Origin of the sequence: Pseudosulfitobacter sp. DSM 107133, assembly GCF_022788695.1 — a bacterium.
Classification (GTDB): domain Bacteria; phylum Pseudomonadota; class Alphaproteobacteria; order Rhodobacterales; family Rhodobacteraceae; genus Pseudosulfitobacter.
In genome coordinates this window covers 3,520,667-3,536,356 of the sequence record NZ_CP085154.1, presented here as the reverse complement: position 1 = coordinate 3,536,356, position 15,690 = coordinate 3,520,667, and the positions used below count along the sequence as shown (strand labels likewise).

8 protein-coding genes are annotated in these 15,690 nt (G+C 66.4%); 4 read left to right on the top strand and 4 right to left on the bottom strand.

Annotated elements, in window-relative coordinates:
* Positions 1 to 43 precede the first annotated feature (43 nt).
* Together DSM107133_RS17555 and pbpC are read left to right on the top strand one after the other, a co-directional pair.
* Positions 44 to 5,455, top strand: coding sequence for an alpha-2-macroglobulin family protein (locus DSM107133_RS17555; RefSeq protein ID WP_114291702.1), 5,412 nt, complete (start codon positions 44 to 46; stop codon positions 5,453 to 5,455).
* Entirely contained in the window at positions 5,452 to 7,461 is a 2,010-nt protein-coding gene (gene pbpC / locus DSM107133_RS17550) for a penicillin-binding protein 1C (protein WP_114291701.1), read from the top strand. Before DSM107133_RS17555 ends, pbpC begins: the two co-directional genes overlap by 4 nt.
* A 57-nt stretch (positions 7,462 to 7,518) precedes the next feature.
* On the opposite strand, the gene DSM107133_RS17545 is transcribed toward pbpC, so the two are convergent.
* The 4 genes from DSM107133_RS17545 to DSM107133_RS17530 are packed head-to-tail and all read right to left on the bottom strand — an operon-like array spanning position 7,519 to position 14,208.
* Positions 7,519 to 9,564, bottom strand: coding sequence for a hypothetical protein (locus DSM107133_RS17545; protein ID WP_114291700.1), 2,046 nt, complete (start codon positions 9,562 to 9,564; stop codon positions 7,519 to 7,521).
* Positions 9,561 to 12,323 (bottom strand): DUF4159 domain-containing protein, encoded by a 2,763-nt coding sequence (locus tag DSM107133_RS17540; RefSeq protein WP_114291699.1) that lies wholly within the window; start codon positions 12,321 to 12,323, stop codon positions 9,561 to 9,563. The genes DSM107133_RS17545 and DSM107133_RS17540 overlap by 4 nt, the downstream gene beginning before the upstream one ends.
* A complete protein-coding gene (locus tag DSM107133_RS17535) occupies positions 12,320 to 13,207 on the bottom strand; it encodes a DUF58 domain-containing protein (RefSeq protein WP_114291698.1) in 888 nt (295 codons plus the stop codon). The genes DSM107133_RS17540 and DSM107133_RS17535 overlap by 4 nt, the downstream gene beginning before the upstream one ends.
* Positions 13,204 to 14,208, bottom strand: a complete 1,005-nt coding sequence (locus tag DSM107133_RS17530; RefSeq protein ID WP_114291697.1) for a MoxR family ATPase — start codon at positions 14,206 to 14,208, stop codon at positions 13,204 to 13,206. The genes DSM107133_RS17535 and DSM107133_RS17530 overlap by 4 nt, the downstream gene beginning before the upstream one ends.
* A 91-nt stretch (positions 14,209 to 14,299) precedes the next feature.
* Between DSM107133_RS17530 and DSM107133_RS17525 the strand changes: the two genes are divergently transcribed.
* Together DSM107133_RS17525 and DSM107133_RS17520 are read left to right on the top strand one after the other, a co-directional pair.
* Positions 14,300 to 14,875: a DUF1285 domain-containing protein gene (locus DSM107133_RS17525; protein ID WP_114291696.1), complete on the top strand. Its 576-nt coding sequence runs from the start codon at positions 14,300 to 14,302 to the stop codon at positions 14,873 to 14,875.
* A gap of 51 nt (positions 14,876 to 14,926) precedes the next feature.
* A complete protein-coding gene (locus tag DSM107133_RS17520) occupies positions 14,927 to 15,685 on the top strand; it encodes a TIM barrel protein (protein WP_114291695.1) in 759 nt (252 codons plus the stop codon).
* Positions 15,686 to 15,690: the final 5 nt, after the last annotated feature.

Sequence of the window (15,690 nt, the reverse complement as noted above, 5' to 3'; positions counted from 1 at the left end):
GCGCGTGGCAACCTCGGGCCTTGTTAGGTCGGAGGATATTTTGATGACACGTTTTGTTTTGGTCTGTGCTGCTTTGATCTTTTCGTGGGTGACGTCCACGATGGCACAAGATGTTGTCCCCGATCATCGCTATGTCTATTCGCGCGACATAGATTTTTACGGTGCCGACCTGACGCCGCTTTTTGACACCACACAATCGGCCTGTACCAACGCCTGTGATGCCAACAGCGCCTGTGTCGGTTTTACATTCAACAGCCGGTCCAACGCCTGTTTCCCCAAATCCGCCCTGACCGAACGCAAGCCCTATGAGGGTGCCTTTTCCGCCGAACGCGTCGCGACCGACCCGCGTGTGTTGGCCCAACAGGCCGCGCGCGTCGCTGATCTGGCGTTTCTCGGCTCGGGTGATCTGGAGGCTGCACGCAGGCTGGCCGAGGGGTTTTCGATCCGCTTTGCGGTGAACGGGCGCAGCGCCGAGCAGCTTCTTGATGCCGCGTCCAAGGCGTTCGGGCAGAACAACCGTGTGACCGGAATGCGCTGGATGGGTGCCGCGCTGGCGCTGACCGACCGGGGTGATCTGTGGGAAAACTGGGCCTATCACGGCCTGCGCCTTGGCAATTCGGACCCGTCTGATTTTCGCCGCCAGTCCCGCCGCGAGGCGCTGCCCGCGACGATCAACGCCTATCTGCGTGCGGATGGTGCCGGAGCCCGCGCCGCCGCTCTGCAAGGCATGGCCGAAGCCCTTGAGGCACTGAACCGTGGCCGCGACATGATCCCGGCGCTGCGTCTGGCCTATGACATCCAGCCGCGCGACGACATTGACAGGGACCTTGAGGATGCGATCCGCAAATACGGGTTCCGCGTGGTCGAACACCGCGTGGACAACGATGCCGCCAGCCCGCGCATCTGCGCCGAGTTTTCCGAAGATCTGGCCGCTTCGGGCGTTGATTACGAACCTTTCGTGCGCGTGGCCGTGGACGGGCTGGTGGTTCAGGCCGAGGACCGCCAGCTGTGCCTGGACGGGGTTGAGCACGGCGCACGTTACGAGGTGACCTTTCGCAGCGGCCTGCCCGCCGCCAGCGGGGAAACGCTGGCCCGTGATGTCACGCTGAACCTTTATGTACGAGATCGCGCTCCTCTTGTACGTTTTCCGGGCCGCGCTTACGTGCTGCCGCGCAGTGCCGATGCGGCCCTGCCGATTGAAACCGTGAACATGCCGCAGGTTAATCTGGACCTGCGCCGCGTGTCCGACCGCAACCTGCTGCGTGCCATTCAGGAAAGCTATTTTGGCGCGCCGATGTCCTATTATCAGGATCGCCAGTTTGCCGACGAGATCGCCCAGGAGGTCTGGACCGGCACTGCCGAGGTTCAGAACGATCTGAACATCGACACCACCACCCGCCTGCCACTGGGCGACGCTTTGGCAGGGCAGCCCACCGGCATCTACGTTCTGACCGCCCGCCAGCCGGATGTCGAAGGCTATGACGCGGTGACGGCCAGCCAGTGGTTTGTGCTGACAGATCTGGGACTGTCCACATGGCAGGGCATCGACGGGCTGACCGTGTCGACCCGTTCTCTGGGCACGGCACAGGCGCAGGCGGGCGTGACCCTGACACTGGTGTCGCGGGCCAACGTGGTGCTGGGTCAGGTGACTTCGGGTGCCGACGGCTTTGCCACCTTTGATGCCGGTCTGGTGCGTGGCACCGGCGCATCCGCGCCTGCGCTGCTGGTGGCGCAGATCGGCAGCGACGAGAACCCCGAGGATATGGCGTTTCTGCCGCTGACCGATCCGGCATTCGATCTGTCCGACCGTGGCGTCGAGGGCCGTCCGCCCGCGCCGCCCATCGACACGTTCATGGCGACCGACCGTGGCGCCTATCGCGTGGGCGATGTGATCAACGTCACCGCGCTGACCCGTGACGGCACGGCGGATGCCATTCAGGGCCTGCCCCTGACTGCAATCCTGACCCGCCCCGATGGCGTGGAATACAGCCGCACGCTGTCCACCAACGCGCAGGCCGGGGGGCATGTGTTCAACCTGCCGCTGGGCACCGACGTGCCGCGCGGCGCGTGGCGGCTGGACCTGAAGTCCGATCTGGAGGCCGCGCCATTGGCCACCCAGACCGTTCTGGTCGAGGATTTCCTGCCCGAGCGCATCGACTTTGACCTGGCCCTGCCCGACGCGCCGCTGCGTCTGACGGACACGCCGCCCCTGAAAATCGACGCTCGGTATTTGTTTGGCGCGGCGGGGGCCAATCTGGCGATCGAAGGCGACGTGCGTGTGCTGCGCCGTGACGGTCTGGACGACTGGCCCGGCTACAGCTTTGGCCGCTACGACACCCGCTTTTCGGCGCGCACCCGCTTTCTGGACGCCGCCCGTACCGACGCGCAGGGCCTTGCGACCCTGCCGCTGGACCTGCCCGACGTGGACCCCGAAGGACAGCTGTTGCAAGCCCGCGTGACCGTGCGCGTGTCCGAAGGATCGGGCCGTCCGGTCGAACGCCAGATCACCGCCCCCATCGCGTCCGAGGGCGTGATGATCGGGATCAATCCCGCCTTTGACGATGTGCTGCCGGAAATGTCGAGCGCGCGCTTCGAGCTGATTGCGACCGAAGGGTCGCTGCCGGTGAAATGGACCGTGAACCGTGTCGAGACGCGGTATCAGTGGTATCAGATGTACGGCAACTGGAACTGGGAACCGACCACCCGCCGCATCCGCGTCGCCTCGGGCACCGCGACGCTGGGCCAGGATCCTGTACAGGTGCAGGCCGCGACCGAGTGGGGCGAATACGAGCTGGTGGTTGAGTCCACGGGCGCGCCCTATGTCGCGTCGTCGGTCAACTTCTACGCAGGCTGGTATGGCGCGGGCGAAGGCACCGACACGCCCGACCGTCTGGACCTGTCGCTGAACGCCGACAGCTTTGACGTGGGCGACACCGCGCAATTGCGTCTGGTCCCACGCTACGACGGCACGGCGCTGATCACCGTGGCGTCGAACCGCGTGATCGAACGCCGCGTCGTCGAGGTGACGGCGGGCGAAAACATCGTGCCGCTGACCGTGGGCGCGGATTGGGGTACGGGGGCTTATGTCACCGCGTCGGTCATCCGTCCGATGGACGTGCAGGCCGGGCAGAACCCGGCGCGCGCGCTGGGCGTGGCCCATGCCGCCGTGAACCCCGCGGCGCGGCAACTGGCGGTCAACGTGACCGCACCCGAGGCGGTGGACGGACAAAAAGGCAGCTTTGACGCGACAGTGCAGGTTGATGGCATCACCGCGGGCGAAACCGCCTTTGTCACGTTGGCGGCGGTTGATGTGGGCATCTTGAACCTGACGAACTATCAGGCCCCCGACCCGTCGGACCACTACTTCGGCCAGCGCCGTCTGGGTGTTGAAATGCGCGACGTCTACGGCCGTTTGATCGACGGCATGAACGGTGCGCTGGGCGTTGTCCGTTCGGGCGGTGATGCTGCCGGACTGGACGGGTTGCAATCGCCGCCGCCGACCGAGGAACTGATGTCATGGTTCACCGGCCCCGTGACTGTCGGTGCCGATGGTACGGCAACTGTCACCATCCCGCGCCCTGCGTTCAATGGCACGATCAAGCTGATGGCGGTTGCATGGTCCGCTTCCTCGGTCGGGCAGGCGCAAACCGATGTGCTGGCGCGTGATCCGGTCGTGGTCACAGCCGCCTTGCCCCGCTTCCTGGCCCCCGGCGACACCAGCCGCCTGTTGCTGGACGTGGTCCATGCGGAAGGACCGGCGGGGACCGTGCAACTGGCGCTGGCATCCGACGGGCTACAACTGGGCACCGCACCTGCATCGTTCGATCTGGCAGAGGGTGCAACGCAACGCATCACCGTTCCGCTGAGTGCATCGCAGGCGGGTGATTATGACGTCACCGTTACGCTCACGACGCCGGAAGGCAAAGTGCTGACAAAGGCGCTGGCGCTGGGCGTGCGGGTGACCGATCCCGAAACCGCCACCACGCGACGGTTCAGCCTTGGCGCGGGTGAGGTGTTTACCTTTGACGACAACGTGCTGGCAGGGCTGCAACCGGCCTCGGCACGGGCGACGCTGGCGGCGGGTCCGCTGGCGCGTTTTGACGTGCCGGGGCTGCTGACGCAGCTGGACCGTTATCCCTATGGCTGCACAGAGCAGGTCACCTCGGCGGCGCTGCCGCTGCTGTACCTCAGCGACTTTGCCCCTGCCGCAGGGATCACCGACCTGCCCAAGCGTATCAACGACGCGGTACGTCGGGTTCTGGCGCGGCAGGACAGCAACGGCGCCTTTGGCCTGTGGCGCGCGCAATCGGGTGAATTCTGGCTGGATGTCTATGTGACCGACTTCCTGACCCAGGCGCGGGCCAAGGGGTTTGTCGTGCCGGATCTGGCCTATGATCTGGCCATCGACAACCTGAAGAACCGCGTGAACTACGCCCCAGACTTTGACAATGGCGGCGAAGACATCGCCTATGCGCTGCTGGTTCTGGCGCGCAACGGGGCCGCGGCCATGGGCGATCTGCGGTATTACGCAGATACCAAGGGCGACGATTTCGGCACGCCGCTGGCCACCGCCCAACTGGGCGCGGCGCTGGCGATGTACGGCGACCAGCTGCGCGCGGACCAGTTGTTCGCCAAGGCCAGCGCGCAGATGGATCGAAGCGCGCGGGGAACGACGGGCTGGCGCTCGGACTTTGGTACGCCCTTGCGTGATGCCGCAGGTGTGCTGAAACTGGTGGCCCTGTCGGGCAGCAACGCCATCGACCGCGCTGCAGTGGCCGCGCGCATCGGCAACACCAGCCGCAGCCTGTCCACGCAAGAGGCGGCACAGGTGCTGATGGCGGCGCAGGCGCTGAACGAGGATACGGCCAACCCCGGCCTGACCGTCGACGACCAGCCTGCCAGCGGTCCGGTGATCCAGACGCTGGAGACCGGCGGCACCCCGCACAGCATCCGCAACGTGTCGGGTGCGCCGACGGACGTGACGTTGACCACCTACGGCGTGCCGCTGGTGGCGCCGGAGGCGGGCGGCTATGGCTATGCGATCAAGCGTGAGTACTACACGTTGCAGGGGGACCCGGCGGACGGCCCCTTTGCCGCGGGTGAACGGCGCGTGGTTGTGCTGACCATCCAACCGTTCGAGAAAGTGGGCGCGCGTCTGATCGTGGATGATGCGCTGCCTGCGGGGCTTGAGATCGACAACCCCAACCTGTTGCGCTCGGGTGACATTGGCGCGCTGGACTGGCTGAAGCTGGCCGACACGGAAACCGCACAGTTCCGCGCCGAACGCTTTGTGGCGGCGGTGGATCACCGTGGCGATGATGCGTTCCAGCTGGCCTATGTGGTGCGTGCGATCAGCCCGGGCGACTATCACCATCCGGCGGCGCTGGTGCAGGATATGTATCGCCCCGAGTACCGCGCCGTGACCGCAACGGGCCGCGTGACCGTCACGCCATGATCGGCGGACGCAGCCTGATTGCCTTGGCGCTGGGGCTGGCCCTGACGGCGGGCCTGCGCGATGCGCGGGACGATTGGGTTGCGGCCACGGTGTTGCCGCCAGTGCTGGCGGAAACCTCTGTCGAGGTGCGGGCGCGCGACGGCACGCTGCTGCGTGCCTATCCGGTCGAGGACGGGCGGCAGCGGCTGGCGGTGGCGCTGGCGGATGTCGATCCGACCTTTGTGCAGATGCTGATCGCCTACGAGGACAAACGCTTTGCCCGCCACAACGGCGTTGACCTGATGGCGCTGGTGCGGGCCGCGGGGCAGGCGGCGTGGAACGGTGATGTGGTGTCCGGCGGCTCGACCCTGACGATGCAGGTGGCGCGGTTGCTGGAAAACTCGGGGACCGGACGCTGGGCGGGCAAGCTGCGCCAGATGCGCGTGGCCTGGGCGCTGGAGCGGCGGCTGGACAAGGATCAGATCCTGACGCTGTACCTGCAACACGCGCCCTATGGCGGCGCGGTCGAGGGGATCCAGTCGGGCACCCGTGCATGGTTCGCCAAACCACCGAAACGTCTGACCCCGGCGGAATCGGCGCTGCTGATCGCCTTGCCCCAAGCACCCGAAGGCCGTCGACCCGACCGCCATCCGGCAGCGGCCCTTGCCGCCCGCGACCGCGTTCTGGCGCGTCTGGACCTGCCCGCAACCCACGCGCCGGTGCCCTTGCGCATGTCCGATATGCCGCGCCTTGCGCCGCATGTGGGGGATCATCTGGTGGCCACAGATCCGCTGACGGTGCGCCATGACACGACCCTGAACGCGCGCCTGCAAAGCGCGCTTGAGACGCTGGCCGCCCGCGTGGTGCGCGACCAGCCGCGCGGGGTGTCGACGGCGATACTGGTGGCGGATCACCAGACCGGAGAGATACTCGCCTCGGTCGGGTCGGCGGACTATGCGGATGGCGATGGCGCACAGGGGTTCGTCGACATGACCCGCGCCCTGCGCTCGCCCGGTTCGACGCTGAAACCTTTGATCTATGCGCTGGCCTTTGATCGCGGGCTGGCGCATCCCGAGACCATCATGCCCGACCGCCCGACCGCCTTTGGCACCTATGCACCGCAGAACTTTGACGGCATGTTTCGCGGTGACATCACAGCACGGCAGGCTTTGCAACTGTCGCTGAACATCCCGCCCGTAGCCCTGACCGAAGCGCTTGGCCCCGCCCGTCTGATGGCCGCCCTGCGCCGCAGCGGGGCAACGCCGGTGGTGCAGGGCCAGCCGGGGCTGGCGGTGGCGCTGGGGGGTGTCGGGCTGACGCTGGGCGATCTGGTTCAGCTTTACGCGGCACTGGCCGAAGGCGGCGCGGGTCCGCGCTTGCATCTGGAGGCCGCAGCGCCAGAGGCGCCCTTGGCCCGCCTCGTGGGGCGTGCAGCGGCGTGGCAGGTGGGCGACATCCTGTCGGATATCCCGCCGCCAGCGGGGGCGGGTGTGACGGGACTGGCCTATAAGACCGGCACCTCCTACGGGCACCGCGATGCGTGGGCGGTGGGCTATGACGGGCGGCATGTGATCGGAGTGTGGATGGGGCGGCCGGATGGCACGCCGGTGCCAGGCGCCTTTGGCGGCGGGCTGGCGGCACCGGTGCTGTTCGAGGCCTTTGGCCGCCTGAAATCCACCCGCGATCCTTTGCCGCCACCACCGCCAGAGACATTGATCGTGCCCACCGCCCGCCTGCCGCAGCCGTTGCAACGCTTTGATGCGCGCTTTGGCGCGGTGCGTTCGGCGGATACGCTGACCGTGGCCTTTCCCCCCGGCGGCGCGGTGCTGGCGGGGGGTGACGGGCTGACGGTGAAGATGCGGGGCGGGCAATTGCCGCTGACCGTCCTGCTGAACGGTGCGCCCGTGGTCGCAGGGTTGCGACAGCGCGAAGTGGCGCTGGCGCTGGACGGCGCCGGGTTCAGCCGGATTTCGGTGGTGGACGCGGCAGGGCAATCAGCCTCGGTCGAGATTGAAGTGGCGCGCTAGGGGCGCTGCCCCTCGGCCTGCGGCCTCACCCCGGAGTTTACCGGGCAAGATGAAGTGTCAGCGGCGACGGCCCTCGCGCAGCCATGCGGCGACGATGAACAGCGCGCTGAGCATCAGCACCAGCCAGCCAGGCAGCAGTGCCGTGGCGCGCACGTCGCGGGTTTCGAACGCATTGCGCGGGGTCAGGCCGATCCAGCCGCGTCCGGCGGCGGGGCGGCCTTCGCGGACGTTGCGAATGTCGGGCAGGCCGTCCTCCAGCAGCAGCGTGCCGCCGCGTGTGCTGTCTATGGCGGGCTGCAGCAGTTCGGCGGTGCCGACAGTGTTTATGAATTCGCGCGGGGCAGCGGGGCCAAGGCCGATGACGGCGCTTTGGTCACCGTTTTCCAGACGGTAGAGACCGATCTCGGGGCCCTGGTAATCCGCGATGAACTGGCCGGGGGCCACGTTGCGCAGGGTCAGTTCGGTCCTGGTGCCATCGGGGGCGGTGACGGTCACGGGGGGCACGGTATCGCTGAGAGTGCGGCGTTCGATCTGCATGGACTGACCGGTCGCCGTGGCGGTCAGCGCCTCTTCTTCCAGTTCCGGTTCTTTCATCATCCAGTGCGCCAGCCGGCGCAGCAGTTCCAGCTGCGGCCCGCCGCCTTCGTAGCCGCGCGACCACAGCCACGCGTGATCCGAGGCCAGCAGGGCAACGCGCCCCTCGCCGACGCGGTCCAGCACCAGAAGCGGGCGGTCGTCGATCCCCGACATCACCACGTTGCCGGAATTGGGTGTCACGTCGATCTGGCGCAACCAGCGGCCCCAGTCGCCACGCGACGGCAGGTTGGTGGTGACGGGGTGACGCTCGCCCAGTTCGGTCACCTTGGGGCGGTACGCCTCTTCGCGCACGCGGGCGGTGGGCACGGCGGGAATCACCGCCCCCAAAGGCGAGCGGAACAGGCTGTCAGCGGTGGCAAAATCCGGTCCGGCTGCAACCAGTACGGCCCCGCCCTTGCGCACATAATTGGCGACATTCTCCAGATAGAGCGCAGGCAGGATGCCGCGCCGCTTGTAGCGGTCAAAGATGATCAGGTCGAAGTCGTCGATCTTTTCCAGAAACAGCTCGCGCGTCGGGAAGGCGATCAGGCTCAGCTCTCCCACTGGCACGCCGTCTTGCTTGTCGGGCGGGCGCAGGATGGTGAAGTGGACCAGATCGACAGAGCTGTCGGATTTCAACAGGTTGCGCCATGTGCGCCCGCCTGCGTGCGGTTCGCCCGACACCAGCAGAACGCGCAGCCGGTCACGAACGCCGTTCATCTGGATCAGCGCGGTGTTGTTGCGCGGCGTCAGCTCGTCCTCTTTGGCTGGCGTGGTGAACTGGATCACGTTGCGCCCGCCGTGCGGCAGGGTCACGGGCAGGTCGATGTCCTGACCCACGGGGATGCGGAAGCGTTGGGCCTCTTCACCGTCAACGGAAATGTCCAGCTCCGCAAAGGGTTCGGACAGGGGGGCCGCACCCATATCCTCGATCCGCAGGGTCAGGGTGACCGGCTCCCCGATGATTGCGAAGGCAGGCGCGCCGACCACGGTCAGGCGGCGGTCCCAGTCGTCGGCAAAGCCCGATTGCAGCAGGTGCAGCGGTGCAGGCAGGGCCAGCGCCATATCAGCATCATGCACCTGTCCGTCAGATAGCGCGATGAGGCCGGCGACCCGTGCCTGCGGCTCTTCGGCCAGCGCGTCGGACAAGGCGCGCATCAGCATGGTGCCGCCGTCGCCCTCGGCGTCCGGCACGGTGATGCGGCGCACTTCGGTGTTGGGGCGTGCGGCCAGTTGCGCCTCAAGCGCGTCAGCAGCCTGTGCGGTCTGTTCGCTGCGCCCCGGCAGGCTTTGCGAGGCGCTGGTGTCTTCGGCCAGGATCACGATGTCGCTCAGCGGCGCGCGGTCCTCGACCTGGTAGGAAGGTTGCGCCAATGCGGCCAGCACCACCAGCGCCGCCGCCCCGCGCAAGGCCCAGCCGCGCAGGCCACGGACCAGCGCCAGCGTTACACCGGCCAGCGTGATGACGGCCAATACGGCCAGCCATGTCCACGGCAGCAGCGGGTCAAAGATCACGGTTCCGGTCATTGGCCCAGCCGATCCAGCAAGGCAGGCACATGGACCTGATCGCTTTTGTAATTGCCGGTCAGCACATGCATCACCAGATTGACGCCAAAGCGGTAGGCCAGTTCACGCTGGCGTTCCCCGCCAAAGCCGCGGCCCACGGGCAGCATCGGATTGCCAGCGCTATCAACCGCCCAGGCCCCCGCCCAGTCGTTGCCGCCGATCACCACCGGCGTGACCCCGTCGTTGAGGTTGCGGAACGGCATGCCTTCGACCTGTTCGGCACCGGGCGGCGCGGCCTCGGCCCAGACCTCGCGGCTGGTGTAGCGGCCGGGGAAGTCCTGCAGCAGGTAAAAGGTGCGGGTCAGCACGTGGTCGGCGGGCACCGGTTCCAGCGCCGGAATGTCCAGCGGCGCGGCCAGTTCCTGCAATTTGCGGCCATTGGGGCTGGCGGTGCCAAAGCCTGCGACATTGGCGTCGCGGGTGTCGAACAGGATCAGCCCGCCCGAGCGCAGATAGTCGTTCAGCCGCGCATAGGCCTCGGCAGAGGGGCGGGGCTGGTCGGGGGTGATGGGCCAGTAGAGCAGCGGGAAGAACGCCAGATCGTCGGTTTCAAGGTTCACGCCCATCGGCAGGGCAGGTTCGACCGAGGTGCGGAAATACAAGGTGTCGGACAGGCCCCGCAGGCCGGCCTGGGCGATCTCGTCCACATCGGCGTTTCCGGTCAGCACATGGGCCAGAACGACCTCGGATGTGGCCTCGATGGCGCGCTGGATGTCCTCGTTCTGGGCATCAGCGCCTTGCGGCACCATCAAGAGCAGCGCCAGTGCCGCCACCGCCCCACGGGTCGGTCCCAGTCGCCCGGACAAGGCCAGCGACGCCACCACATCCACTGCCAGCAGCAACAGCGCCAGCGCCATCAGCAGGCCGCCCAAGGCTTCGGGCGGGGCACTGCGAAATCCGGTCACGGCGACGCGGGCGGGCCAGACGGTCGGGGTAAGCACCGCATCGGTCGTCAGCACATTGCGCGCCAGAAAGCGGTCGTCCGAGGCGTAGATGCCCGGCAGCATTTGCGGCCCAAGCGGGGCATCGACCAGCGTGGGGCCTGCGATGCCGGGCAGGGTGCCTGCATCGCGCAGCATGCCATAGCCGTCCATCACCTGTTCGGGTTGCCAGATGGTGCCTTGCAGATCGGCAGCCTCGGGCGCTGTGCCGGCCGAGGACACGGCCAGCCGCTCCAGCATTTCCACGAACAGGCCCGACAGTGGCAGGGTGGACCATTCGGCATTGGCGGTCACATGAAACAGCACCACCTGCCCTTGGCCGATGCGTTTGCGGGTGACCAGCGGCGTGCCGTCGGACAGGTCGGCGATGACCGCTTCGGCCAGATCGGGGCCGGGCTGGGCCATCACTTGCGCGCTGACCCGCACGTCATCGGGGATGTTCAGGCCGAAAAACGGCGAGCTGTCGCGGAAGGGGGCCAGCGATTTGGGTTCGCCCCAGCTCATTGCGCCGCCAACGGCACGGCCACCGCTGCGCAGGCGCACGGGCATCAGCGGGTCGATGGCATCGCGGCTCACATCACTTGCGGCAAGATGCGGGCCGGCAAAGCGCAGCAACAGCCCGCCATTTTCGACCCAGGCGGCCAGATCGTCGGTTTCGCTGTCGGACAGAGTCGCCACATCTGCCAGCACGATCACGTCAGGGTTGGCGGGCAATACATCAGTCAGCGCGCCGTCGATCAGATCGGCAGTGGGGGCCAATGCCTGATGCAGGTAGTGCAACGGCGACAACAGCTCCAGCCCTTCACGGTCCGTGCGCCCCTCGATCAAGGCGACCTCGCGGCGGCGCAGACTGTCGTCGGTCAGGGTCAGCGCACCGGCACTGCGTCCGCCCTGAATTTCAAAGCGGGTGATGCGGGCGCGCAGTTCGGCGGGCAGGACCAGCGCAGTCTGTGCCTCGGTCGCGCCATCGGAAAATTCGGCCTGTGCGGTGGCCAGCGTGGTCGGGTTGCCCGCCGGATCGCGCCCTTGGGCCAGCACGGTAACGGCGCGTGCAGGGCCAGTGGCGGCACGCAGCGCGGTGAGTTGCACAGCCCCGTCCTCATAGGTGGCGGGTATCATGCCCAACGTGTTCTGGCCCGACTGGATCACTGTCAAAGGCCCCAGCGATTCCAGTGCAGAAAGCACGCGGTCTTGTCCGTCATAGGCCAGACTGTCACCGACCCAGACTGCGCTGTCGGCACCCGTTTGCGCGATCATGGCAACGGCCTGGTCTATCTGGGTGCTGTCGGGTTGCCACGGTTCGGGGCTCAACCCTGCAAGCCGCGCGGCCCATGAGTTCGCCGCTTGAAACACAGGCGTTTCGGGGCGGGTCAGTTGTAGCACGGCCACCGTGCGGGCATCCGCGGCGGCGCGTTCCAGTTCGCCTTGCAATGTTTCGATCACTTGCGGCCAGTGGGTGGCCCCGGCCCAAGTGCCGTCCAGTACCACCAGCAGCGGGCCGCTTTCACGCGCACGCTCGGTCTGTGGGTTCATCACGGGACCGGACAGGCCAAGGATCACCAGCGCCACGGCCAGCATCCGCAACAGCATCAACCACCAGGGCGTGCGGTCTGACACTGCGTTTGCATCGGTCAGCCCCAACAGCAGCGCAACACCGGGAAAACGCCGTCGGATCGGTGCGGGAGGAACCGCACGCAGGATCAGCCACAGGATCGGCAAAGCCGCCAGAGCCACCAGCAACCACGGTGCGGTAAATCCGATGCCACCCAGAACCGTCATGTGCGCACCATCACGGAACGGTCCATCGCCCGGTACAGCCACAACAGCGCCGATTGCGCGCTGCTGTCGGTGTGATGCACGCCATAGTGCCAGCCGGTCAGCGCACACAGGCGCTGAAGCTCGGCTTTGCGGGCGGCCAGACGTTCCAGATAGCGGTCGCGCAGGTCGTTCGCTTTCAGCGTTTCGTGCCGCAGAGTACCGCCGATGCTTTCAAAGATGGTCCGCCCGCGAAAGGGAAAGGCCTCTTCCGAGGGGTCCAGAACATGCATCAACACACCGCGCACACCGCGGTCGGCGGCCTTGGTCAATGCCAGTTGTACATCCCCCATGTCACCTAGGAAATCCGATACAAACAGGGCCTGCGCATGGGGGATCATCGCGCGGTGTTCGGGCGGGCTGTAATCGTCGTCGGCATCTTCTGACAGCATCTCGGCCAGTCGCAACACCTGCATCCGTCCGCGTCGTGGGGGCAGGCGCGTGCCGGTCAGCCCAACACGTTCGCCGCCGCGCACCAGCAGGATCGCCAGCGCCAGTGTCAGCGTCCGCGCCCGCTCGGCCTTGGTTGGCAGCGCGTCGGTGCTGGAAAAGCGCATCGACGCGCCCTGATCGCACCACAGCATCACCGATTGCGCGATCTGCCATTCGCGTTCGCGCACGAATTGCGTGTCGCCCATTGCGCTGCGGCGGTGGTCGATCATCCGGCGGCTGTCGCCCGCTTGCGCCGGGCGGTACTGCCAGAAATCATCACCCGTACCCGCACGCCTGCGTCCGTGATCGCCCAACAGGACGGCACCGGCCAGTTGCTCGGCACGGGCCAGCAGCGCCGGCAGGCGCGCGGCCTGGTCCTCGGCTGACTGGCGCAGGGTGATCGGGTCTGGCGTCACGCGGCGGCCCGACGGGACAGGCCCGCTGCGGTGGTTTCGATCAGGTCAACCAGGCTGTCGCCCCGCGCCCGTGCGGCAAAGTTCAGCGCCATCCGGTGGCTCAGCACGGGCCGCGCCATATCAACCACATCCTCGGCCGAGGGGGCCAGACGGCCATCCAGCAACGCCTTGGCGCGCACGGCCAGCATCAGCGCCTGCGACGCACGCGGACCGGGGCCCCATGCCACAGTTTCGCGCACCTGCGCTGTGGCATCAGGGGAATCGGGCCGGAAGGCGCGCACCAGATCAAGGATCATCTCGACGACGCTGTCACCCACCGGCATCCGCCGCAGCAACCGTTGTGCCGCCAGCAGTTCGCCGCCCGAGAACACGGGCACCGCTTGGGCCTCGGCCTCGCCGGTGGTGGCGATCAGGATGTCACGCTCGGTCGCGCGGTCGGGGTAGGCCACATCAATTTGCACAAGGAAGCGGTCAAGCTGTGCCTCGGGCAGGGGGTAGGTGCCTTCCTGCTCAATCGGGTTCTGCGTGGCCAGAACGTGAAAGGGGTTGCCAAGCGGGCGGTCTTCACCCGCGACGGTCACGGTTTTTTCCTGCATCGCCTGCAACAACGCCGACTGCGTGCGTGGCGAGGCGCGGTTGATTTCGTCCGCCATCAGCAATTGGCAAAAGACCGGTCCCGGCACAAAACGGAACGCGCGGCTGCCGTCGGCAGCGGTGTCCAGCACTTCGGAGCCCAGAATGTCGGCGGGCATCAGGTCGGGCGTGAACTGGATGCGGCTGCCGTCCAGACCCATCACCGTGCTGAGTGTTTCGACAAGCCGTGTCTTGCCAAGGCCGGGCAAACCGATCAGCAAGCCGTGGCCGCCGCACAACAGCGCCGTCAACGTCAGATCGACAACACGCGGCTGCCCGATGAACCGCCGTGTGATCGAGGCCTTGGCCTCGGCCAGCTTTTCACCCAACGCTTCGATCTCGGCCACCATGTTTTCGGCGTCACTCATGACATTTCACTCTCGCAGGTTATATTGCACTGTATGACAACGTATCGCGCAAACGCGAAATAGCAAAAGCCGGAAGGGGTAATTTCCAGTCATGAGCGGACAAAAAACCGTGACGCCCAACGCAGACAGTCTTGTTGCGTCGATAAAAGCGGCAAAAACACGCGGGTTGCCACCTGTTGACAAGTGGAACCCCGAATTTTGCGGCGATCTGGACATGCAAATCAAGCGCGACGGCACCTGGTTTTACCAAGGCACGCCCATCGGGCGGCCCGGACTGGTCAAAATGTTCGCATCGATTCTCAAGCGTGAAGGCGATGATTACTTTCTGGTCACGCCAGTCGAAAAGGTCGGGATCACCGTCGAGGACGCGCCATTTGTGGCCGTCGACTTTGACGCCGAGGGCGCGGGCAAGGACCAGGTGCTGACCTTTGTGACCAAGACCGACGACATCACGGTCGCAGGCCCCGACACGCCGATCCGCGTCGTGCGTGATGCTGATACCGGAGAGCCATCGCCCTATGTCCTTGTGCGTCGTAACCTTGAGGCGCTGATTGACCGCAAAAGCTTTTACCGGCTGGTTGATATTGGCACCCATCACGAGGGCTGGTTCGGCGTGTGGTCCAAAGGGGCGTTTTTTGGCATCATTCCGTCGGACGAATTGCCGTGATCCCGTGCTTTTGCACTTGGCGCGCAGTGAACTCTGCGGCAGCATGGACCTATGCCACGATTTGCCGCAAATTTGACACATTTATGGCCTGACTTGCCGTTCCTCGACCGCTTTGACGCGGCGGGGGAGGCGGGTTTCAAGGCCGTCGAAGTGCTGTTTCCCTATGATTTTCCCGCCGGGGATATCCAGCGCGCTTTGCGCCGCAACGGGCTGGACATGATCCTGATCAACGCGCCGCCGCCAAATTATACCGGCGGCGCGCGGGGTTTTGCAGCCATGGCGGGGCGCGAAGAGCGGTTTGCCTATGACATGCGCCGCGCCACGCGGTTTGCGCAGGCCTTGGGCGTGCGGTTCATTCATGTGATGGCAGGCGTGGCGCAGGGCGACGGGGCGCGTGCCGTGATGGTGGAAAACCTGAAACGCGCTTGCGATCTGGCGCCCAAGGGGCTGACCCTGACGCTGGAACCGCTGTGCCCTGCATCCGCGCCGGGCTATTTCCTGAACGACTTTGATCTGGCGGCGGGGATCATCGACGAAGTGGGTGCCGACAATCTGGCGCTGCAATGGGACAGCTACCATGCCCAGGAGATCAGCGGCGATGCGTTGGCCTCTTTTGCGGCGCTGCGCCCGATGATCCGCCACATCCAGATCGGGGACGCACCGGATCGCGCGCCGCCGGGGTCTGGCACGATTGATTTCGCGGCCCTGTTCCGCGCGATTGACGACAGCGGTTACGACGGCTGGGTGGCGGCAGAGTACACGCCGGGCGGGCCGACCGAAAAAACGCTGGGCTGGATGAAGCCGGTCTAGCAACT

Coding starts and splice junctions, on each gene's coding strand:
- DSM107133_RS17530 (WP_114291697.1), bottom strand. CDS start 14,208: ATGAGTGACGCCGAAAACATGGTGGCCGAGATCGAAGCGTTGGGTGAA.
- DSM107133_RS17520 (WP_114291695.1), top strand. CDS start 14,927: ATGCCACGATTTGCCGCAAATTTGACACATTTATGGCCTGACTTGCCG.
- DSM107133_RS17540 (WP_114291699.1), bottom strand. CDS start 12,323: ATGACGGTTCTGGGTGGCATCGGATTTACCGCACCGTGGTTGCTGGTG.
- DSM107133_RS17525 (WP_114291696.1), top strand. CDS start 14,300: ATGAGCGGACAAAAAACCGTGACGCCCAACGCAGACAGTCTTGTTGCG.
- pbpC (WP_114291701.1), top strand. CDS start 5,452: ATGATCGGCGGACGCAGCCTGATTGCCTTGGCGCTGGGGCTGGCCCTG.
- DSM107133_RS17545 (WP_114291700.1), bottom strand. CDS start 9,564: ATGACCGGAACCGTGATCTTTGACCCGCTGCTGCCGTGGACATGGCTG.
- DSM107133_RS17555 (WP_114291702.1), top strand. CDS start 44: ATGACACGTTTTGTTTTGGTCTGTGCTGCTTTGATCTTTTCGTGGGTG.